Consider the following 7,599-nt stretch of genomic DNA (forward strand, 5'->3'; position numbering starts at 1 on the left):
CGCCCGCTGACGCGACCTGCGTCAGCCGACGCCGGGCGCAAACGCGAGGAACGGGCTGGGCGTTCCGCTCCATGACACGTGCAAGGCCTCCCGGGCGCGGGTGCTGGCGACGAAGAGTAGGCAGCGTTCCCTGAGCATGTCGCTCTCGTGCTGCAGCTGATCGACCTCGCTCGGCGTGACCTCCTTGGCGAAGGGAACCGCCTTGGCCGTGGCCCCCAGCACCGCGACGCAGCGGAACTCCAGCCCCTTCATCGCGTGCATCGTGGCGAGGCGCACCCCATCGACGTCCGCGCCGGGCTGGTCCCGCACGCGCACGGCAGGGATTCCTGCACCGGTCAGCTCGTCGTGCACGCTGCTGAGGATTGTGTTGAACCGCGCGCAGACCGCGATCTCGCTCGGCTGGACGCCCTGTTCCAACCACTCCCCCACCCGCTTGGCGAGCGCCGTGACCTCGGCCTGGGGAGTCGGATACCCCACCGCCTGCGGCCGCTTGCCGTGCAGCAGTGACCGGTAGCCGGTGAGGCTGTCCTCGCCCTCACCGCCGAGGTCCTCGACCCGCGACCCGACAAGCACGCCGGTGGACCAGGAGAGGATCTCCTCGGTGCTGCGGTAGTTGATGCGCAGCCGGCTGCTGCGGCCGGCAACGGAGATACCGAGGGCGCCCAGCGACACCCGGGAGTCGTAGATCCGTTGGTGCGGGTCGCCGGTGATGAACAGGTCGTCGGGGCCGGGCGTCACCGCGGCGCGCAACACCCGCCACTGCGCGGGGTGCAGGTCCTGCGCCTCGTCGACCACCACGTGGTCGAACCCGTGGGCGGCCAGGTCGGCAGTGTCGAGCAGTTGCGCCGCCCGCGCGCACACCTGCAGGTGCGTCATGGTGCCGGCCGCCGACAACTCGGCCAAGAACATCTCGACGGCGTCCCACACCTGGTCCCGTTGCCGGGCGCCCAGTGCCGACCCTCTCCCCCGCCGGCTGGCCGCGCGGTACTCCTCCCGGCTCCGCACGCCCTGCGCAAGGACGATGTGCCGGAACTCCTGGGCGAGGAACTGCTCGGTCCAGGGCAGGTTCAGTCGTCGGCACACCCGCCGCCAGACCTGCCGCTCGTCCGCATCCCCGATCGGGGACGGCGCCCGGCCGGCGAGGGTTCGCACGGTGCGGTTGGCGAAGGCGTTCACCGTGGTCACCTCGACCCGCGCCAACTGCTCCTCGTCGCCGAGGAGCAGCGCCAGGTTCTCCCGCAGGGTCGCGGCCAGGGCATTCGTGTACGTGGTGAGCAGCACCCGGCTGTCAGAGGACCGCGAGAGCAGGTGCTTGACCCGGTGCAGGTCGACCACCGTCTTGCCCGTGCCGGGTCCGCCGGTCACCTGCGCCGGCCCCTTGTACGACACCCGGTACGCGACCCGCCGCTGTGACGGGTGGAGGAACACCCGCCAGGCGGCGAACGGCTTGTCGAGGATCTCGGCCAGCTCGTCCGGCCGAGTCACCAACGTGATGCGGTTCGTGGTGTTGGCGATCGCCGTCGCCAGGCTCTCGCTCGGCTCCGGCGTAGCATCGGCCGGCCGGCGTTCGGCCACGAGGTCGCGGTAGACCTCATCGGGCGAGAAGCCCTCGGCGAGGTACTGCAGGACCTCGAACTGGTCCTCCGGCAGCAGCGTGCCGAAGGCTTCGAGCTGCGGCTTGTCGATGATCGTCCGCACCGCCCGAAGCACCTGGTCGTCAATTCCGAGGTCCCGCAGCACGGTGTCCGAGTGGCGGGCGAAGAGCAGCGTCGGCGCGTCCGCCGCCGCTTTCTCCAGCGCCGGCGTGAGCTGCTCGATGGCGACGACGTTGCGGACCTCCAGGGCCCGGGTCGCTGTGTTCACCGTGTAGAGGCGCTTCGCCGCCCAGGTGTACGCGCTGTCGTGCGGCACCACGCTCAGCAGGAGGAAGGTGTCGCTGCCGTCGTCCGGGGCCAGCACGACCCCGCGCCAGAAGTCGTTGATCCGGATGGTCCGCATCCGGGGATCCCGGGCGTTGTTGACCGACTCCAGGTGCAGACCCTTGTCGGCGTGCAGGTCGGCGATGGTGAGCTGCTGGAACTTCGCCATCGCCTTGCGTACGCCGGCCTTGACCGGCTTCTCCAGGACGTCGTAGCTCTCCCAGAAGCTGTTGGCGAAGGCGAGCTGAGGCACGGGTGGACCTCCGGGGTGGTGGCTCGGTACGGCGGCGGACGTGACAGTACCGGCCGCGGCAGGGTGGCTGTCGTGCAGCGCCCGGTAGGAAGAGGCCGAACGCCGCACGACGCAGGTGTCGGGAGCCTAGACCGTGACCAGATCGTCCGAGGTGGGCAGCTGCGCCTGGTCGTAGAACCAGCGGAGATGGTCGAGCAGCGCCTCGCGGGCGTCGGCATCGGCGAGGACCGTCAGGGGAAAGCCGGGGCGGAGGGCGATCCTGGCCGCGGCGATGTCCACGCCCGGCAGCTGGTTCAACCGTTGGCGAAGCTCCTCCCGCAGGGTGACGTCGTCGAACGGCGGCCGGACGCTCAGGTGCTGGAACACGACCTCGAACTTCCCGCTCGGATAGATCGCCGCCGGCCAGATGTTGCCGAGTTCGTGCTCCTTGCCGCGAGCCATCAGGAAGCAGGAGGTCTCGCCGCCGGTGCCGTAGGACAGGGTGCCGCCCATCGTGGTCCACGCGTCGAGCACGACGTGGGTGGCGGTGGCGACGGCCGGACCCTGGAGGACGGTCACCTGCTCGATGAACCGCTCACCGTAGCTGCGGTCGTCGTCGGAACGCGGGCGGGGCAGCCGCTCGGGCAGGTCCTCCGGCGTGACACCAGCCAGTTGCGCCAACTCGTCGGTGCCGATGCGCTGCGCCTGGTCGGCCCGGCCGTACTCGTCGAACTCCACACCCTCCGCGCGCAGCAGGTCCCGAGGGTCGTCGGTGCGCTCCGGGTCGAGCCACCGGAAGCTGGGCGAGACGGTGCCTTCGACCTGCAACACCCGGTGCGCGTTCGGAGCCGGGTGGTTGGCGAGCCGGGCGCCGACCGGCACCGCGTGGCTGCCGATGAGGGCGGCCAGGTCACCGTACGTGGTCCAGGAGCCGGCGGGCAGCTCGGCGAGGGCCTTGTTCATGACGTCCCACGCCACCTCCGACTGGTCAGCCGCCTGCTCGGTCGGCCCCGGCCAGATGGAGACAATGCGATCAGCGAGGGCGTCGGCGCGGGCGTGGATTTCGCGGCGGCCCCACCGGTCCTGCGCGGCGATCTCCTGGTTGAGCACGATCCCGCTCTTTCCGAGCTGGACGCGCTTTACCGGGAAGGAGCTGTTGCTCAGCTCGGAGTTGTAGCCGGTGAGGGTCAGGTTCCCCAGCGTGTGGACCAAGGCCTCGTGCGCCTCGCGGAAGTTCTCCTCCGGCCCGAGGTCGGTGCTCAGCATCTGCCGCCACTCCGTGGTGGGGGTCTGCGGCAGCACGTGCTCGATGGTCAGCGAGTCCAGCGCCACCGGCTCCTTGCTGCCGTACGACTCCTCCAGCCACCGGAGCACAAGGTTGCGCTGGTTGGGGCGGCCGTTGAGGTAGTACGGGATGGACCGCACCGCGGCACGCACGCTGGAGTCGGTGGCGTAGTACTTGCGGCCGACCGACAGGTACGCCCGCACCGCCTCGTCCACCGGCAGGTCCTTGCTCATCTCGGTGACGACGGAGAGCAGGATCCGGTTGACGTTGGCGGTGGCCCGGCCGATCAGCAGACGCCGGACGAAGAAGCTCTCCACGTACAGCATCGCCGAGGCGACCTGCTCGGACGTCGCGGTCCCCCGCTCCCGACGGTCGAGCAGGTGCAGCAGAAGCGGGTAGACGGTGGTCGTACCCCAGGCGCTCAGCCGCTCCAGTCGCCGCCGTACGCCCGGGTCCTTCTCCTCGCCCGGGTGGAGGATGACCCGGAGGAGAGCGCCGAGGCGACTGAACCGCTGCACCTCCGCCTCGATCTCCTCCTCGGACCGCAGCCGGTTGAGCCGGGCCTGCTGCGCCGAGTAGACGTCTGTCTGCTTGATCCGCGGGTCGCGGTGGACCAGGTCGAGCCAGAAGAGCAGCTCCAGGTCCGCCGACGCCAGCCGCTTCTGCAGCGGCAGCCACAGGGAGCGGTAGACGGTCTCGCCCCGGGTGGGCAGCCGCATGAACAGGTAGTTGCGCAGCAGGTCGGCCTGGGTGAGCTTCAGGCCGGTGTTGTTGAGCGACTCGAAGATCCGGTGGACGTTGTCCCCGGGCTGGGCGGTGACCGACACCAGCGCCAGCCCGGAGATGACGGCGCTCTCGATGCGTTCGATGTCGAGCGGGTCGTCCGGGTCGTCGGCGGCGGCCAACTGCGCGACGAAGAACCGGTACGCCGCACCGACGGGGTCCGCGCCGCCGGCCTGCGGGGTGGAATCCAGGCAGGCCAGGTAGGCGGCCCGATCAGCCTGGGTGGGGACGAGCTTCAACCGCTGCCGCTCGGACTTCCACATGTTGACCAGGTACTGCTGGTTGAGCCGGTCGTGGTGCATGGGGCCCTCATGCTGCGCGCGGTGGTCGCGGATGGCGCAGAGCAGGATGGTCAGGGTGGTGAGCCGCTGCTGCCCGTCTACCACCAGATACTCGGCCACGCCCGTGGGGCCGTTCGCGGGGCTGGGCGCGAGCACGAGGGAGCCGATGAAGTGCGTGGCGCTCGGGTCAGTGACCTGGTCCTCCGCCAACTTCAGGATGTCGTTCCAGAGCCGCTCGAGCTGGAGCTTGGTCCACGAGTACGTGCGCTGGTAGAGCGGCACCTGATACTGCTTCGCGCCCTCCAGCAACTCCTGCAGCGTCGTCTCGCGTGCCGCGACCATGCTCGGCTCCCCGTCTATTTCGGACCTGCCTTGAGCTGGCAAGACAACCAGATCAACGGGCGGCCGAGCAACCCACGTAGGGCCGGAAATGCCCTCAAACTGCCCGATCGCTTCGTCGGCTTTCCGACACATCGCGGCTGCTCCAAAGCGGTGCAAGCCCGGGGCGATCCGCCGGGCTCACACCGCTTCGCGGACTCAGCGCGACGACCTGGCCGCCCGGACGAAGCTGGCCCAGGAGTCGGGGGTGAAGGTGAGGACCGGGCCGGTCCGGTCCTTGCTGTCGCGTACGGCGACGACGTCGGGCAGGTTGTCGGCGACCTCGACGCAGTTGCCGCCGTTGTCGCCGCTGCGGGTGCTGGTGCGCCACCGGGCGCCGGCCAGGTCAGCCATGGTGGGCCTCCTCGGAGATCTTGGTGATCAGGTGTCGGGACGGCCCCTCATCCAGGGCCAGTGAGTCGAGGCTCGCCCAGATCCTCTCGTAGGCGGCCAGTTCCTCCTTCCGGTCGAGGTAGAGCGCGCCTGTCACCGACTCGCTGTAGACGACCGACGGCTCGGGCTCGACGCGGTTGCCGGGCGGGAAGTCGAGCAGCACGAAGGCTCCCGCGACCGCACCGAAGTGCAGGCCGGCGGCCAGCGGCACGACCCGGATCGAGACGTGGGGCAGCCAGCTCATCTCCACCAGGTGCCGGAGCTGTTCGGCCATCGTCGCCGGACCGCCGACGACGCGCAGCAGCGCCGCCTCGGAGAGCATGACGTCGAACCGGGGCGGCGGAGGCAACCTCCGCCGGAGGAGGGCCTGCCGTTGCAGCCGCACCTCGACGAGGCGCTCCCGCTCGTCGTCGGTCATGCCCGACCGGTGCTGACACACCGCGGACGCGTAGCCCCGGGTCTGCAGCAGCCCGGGAACCAGCGTGTCATCGTGTTCCCGGAGCCGGCCGGCCGCGGCCTCCAGGCCGACGTACAGCTCGAACCAGTCAGGGACAGTGTCGCCGTAGGCGTGCCACCAGCCCCTCGCCCGCGTCTCGCCGGCCAGGCCGGTCAGCGCGCCGGTCAGCTCGGGGGTCGCACCGTACAGCTCGCACATCGCCCGCACGTCGAGCCTGCGCACCGTGCTCAGGCCCGCCTCGATGCGCCACACCTTTTGCCGGCTGCACTCCAGCGCCTGGGCCGCACCGTCCAATGTCATCTGCGCCTCGGTCCGCAGCTCCCGCAACGCCCGCCCGAGCTGCCGTCGAGGCACCGTCGACCCCACGTCCTCAGCCATCCGATCCCCGCGCCTCAGCCTCACTCGCCTTCGTCGCTGCGCGATGACCTCGCCCGGGCGTCCGCACGCCCCCATCAGCTACCGCCCGTTCCCCTCGCCGGGCGGCCTCGGCCGGTACTGCTCGGCCCGCCCGGGCCGCCCGCCGCCGCTCAGGCACCTCGTAGACGACCGCGCCGTCGCACCGCGAGGTCACCCGACCATCGGGTACGACGTCCTCGACGGTCAGCCGCCGGAAACGCCCCGGAACGTTCCCATCCGGCAGCGCCTGCCCGGTCAGGTCGATCACGAGCCTCCGCAGCCGCAAGAACCATTTCCACCGTCTGCCCACGTCTCCTCCCGCTCATGCTGCTTCTCGTTCCGACCTTCGGCAGTGAACAGCTGGGCAGTCTACACGCTTAGGGTGCGTATGAAGAGAGCATCTGCACAGGGAGCATGTGTTCAGCTCGTCTGCTCATACCGTGACCGCGTGGGGAAACTTCGGCTGGTGGCGAGCCAGGAAGTACAGGAGATGCTCGGCGTCTCGCGTACGCGCGCCTACCAGATCACCAACTCGAAGTCCTTCCCAGACCCCGTGGTTGTCCTATCCGTCGGCCGGATCTGGCGGGCAGAGGACGTGGAGCGGTGGATCAGGGACCATCGACCGGACCTTCAGGACGCGGAAGAGTAGCTCGGCCGGCCACCGCGCCCTCGCGCCGTGGGACCGGCCATTCGGTAGGTTCGACGTCGCCCGTCGAGGAGTTTGCCCTTCCTCCCTTTGGCAGACCTGGCCTCCCCACCTTCCCTGCTCCCATGCCGCACGCCAGACCGCTCTGGCACGAGATGAGGAATGATCTCCGCGCGAAGACCCGCGGCATCTACCCACCAGAGAGCGAACTCCCCTCCGCCTGTTGGCCGAGGAGCACGAGACAAGCCACGTGACTGCGCGACGTGCGCTGGACTGGAATGATCGAGCTCGGCGAGCTTGTCGGCCGCATGGGCATTGACTTCTTCGTGGCCGACACGTCGGAACAGAATCCGTAGGCGTGCAGGCCCGCCCCCAGGGGTACCGCTCCTGAGGGCGGGGTGCGGAGGAATCATCCCGCCGTCGTTGTCGCCGGAGTCGCAGAGTGTCGAGGACCCTGCCCCGGCGGTGGGTTGAGCGTGGAGACGTAGTTCTCGCCGTCTGTGAGCGGGGCGGTCAAGCTGACGCCTGCGGGGGCCATGCGGTCGTAGGCGGCTAGGACGAGATCCTTTGTGCGGTACGTGCCGTACCTGGCGATCTCGTTGTTCTTGAGGCCACCGTTCTCGGTCTGGAAGGTCTCCAGGATGTAGTCCGCGTCGGAACGGGAGATCCCGTAGAGGTGGAAGAAGTAACCATCCAGCTCGGCGCGGATCTGAACGCGTCGTTCCTCGTCCCATTGGAAGGGGGCGCCAGAGTCGCCGAGGTCGGACGCGAGTCCGCTCATGTCGTAGGCGGTGTAAACGAGTTCGAGGACACGGGGGGTGAGAAACGG

6 protein-coding genes are annotated in these 7,599 nt (G+C 69.6%); 1 reads left to right on the forward strand and 5 read right to left on the reverse strand.

Annotated features, from left to right (window positions below):
• Positions 1-21: 21 nt before the first annotated feature.
• The 4 genes from DKL51_RS23915 to DKL51_RS23930 all read right to left on the reverse strand — a co-directional run bounded on the left by DKL51_RS23915 (position 22) and on the right by DKL51_RS23930 (position 6,106).
• Positions 22-2,172 (reverse strand): UvrD-helicase domain-containing protein, encoded by a 2,151-nt coding sequence (locus DKL51_RS23915; protein ID WP_124812528.1) that lies wholly within the window; start codon positions 2,170-2,172, stop codon positions 22-24.
• A gap of 126 nt (positions 2,173-2,298) precedes the next feature.
• A complete protein-coding gene (locus tag DKL51_RS23920; protein ID WP_124812529.1) occupies positions 2,299-4,842 on the reverse strand; it encodes a GmrSD restriction endonuclease domain-containing protein in 2,544 nt (847 codons plus the stop codon).
• 195 nt (positions 4,843-5,037) lie between these two features.
• A complete protein-coding gene (locus DKL51_RS23925) occupies positions 5,038-5,232 on the reverse strand; it encodes a DUF397 domain-containing protein (protein WP_124812530.1) in 195 nt (64 codons plus the stop codon).
• Positions 5,225-6,106 (reverse strand): helix-turn-helix domain-containing protein, encoded by an 882-nt coding sequence (locus DKL51_RS23930; protein WP_124812531.1) that lies wholly within the window; start codon positions 6,104-6,106, stop codon positions 5,225-5,227. The genes DKL51_RS23925 and DKL51_RS23930 overlap by 8 nt, the downstream gene beginning before the upstream one ends.
• A gap of 466 nt (positions 6,107-6,572) precedes the next feature.
• Here DKL51_RS23930 and DKL51_RS23935 point away from each other — a divergent pair, with 466 nt between their 5' ends.
• Positions 6,573-6,773 carry a helix-turn-helix transcriptional regulator gene (locus tag DKL51_RS23935; RefSeq protein ID WP_260428644.1) on the forward strand — a complete coding sequence of 67 codons (201 nt, stop codon included), beginning with the start codon at positions 6,573-6,575 and terminating at the stop codon, positions 6,771-6,773.
• Between the two features lie 406 nt (positions 6,774-7,179).
• On the opposite strand, the gene DKL51_RS23945 is transcribed toward DKL51_RS23935, so the two are convergent.
• Positions 7,180-7,599 (reverse strand): hypothetical protein (locus tag DKL51_RS23945; RefSeq protein ID WP_185734904.1); only part of this gene is annotated, 420 nt, incomplete at its 5' end.

Origin of the sequence: Micromonospora globispora, assembly GCF_003857015.1 — a bacterium.
Classification (GTDB): Bacteria; Actinomycetota; Actinomycetes; order Mycobacteriales; family Micromonosporaceae; genus Micromonospora; species Micromonospora globispora.

Excerpts from the sequence above, each read along its gene's own strand:
- DKL51_RS23925 (WP_124812530.1), bottom strand. The coding sequence starts at position 5,232 with ATGGCTGACCTGGCCGGCGCCCGGTGGCGCACCAGCACCCGCAGCGGC.
- DKL51_RS23920 (WP_124812529.1), bottom strand. The coding sequence starts at position 4,842 with ATGGTCGCGGCACGCGAGACGACGCTGCAGGAGTTGCTGGAGGGCGCG.
- DKL51_RS23930 (WP_124812531.1), bottom strand. The coding sequence starts at position 6,106 with ATGGCTGAGGACGTGGGGTCGACGGTGCCTCGACGGCAGCTCGGGCGG.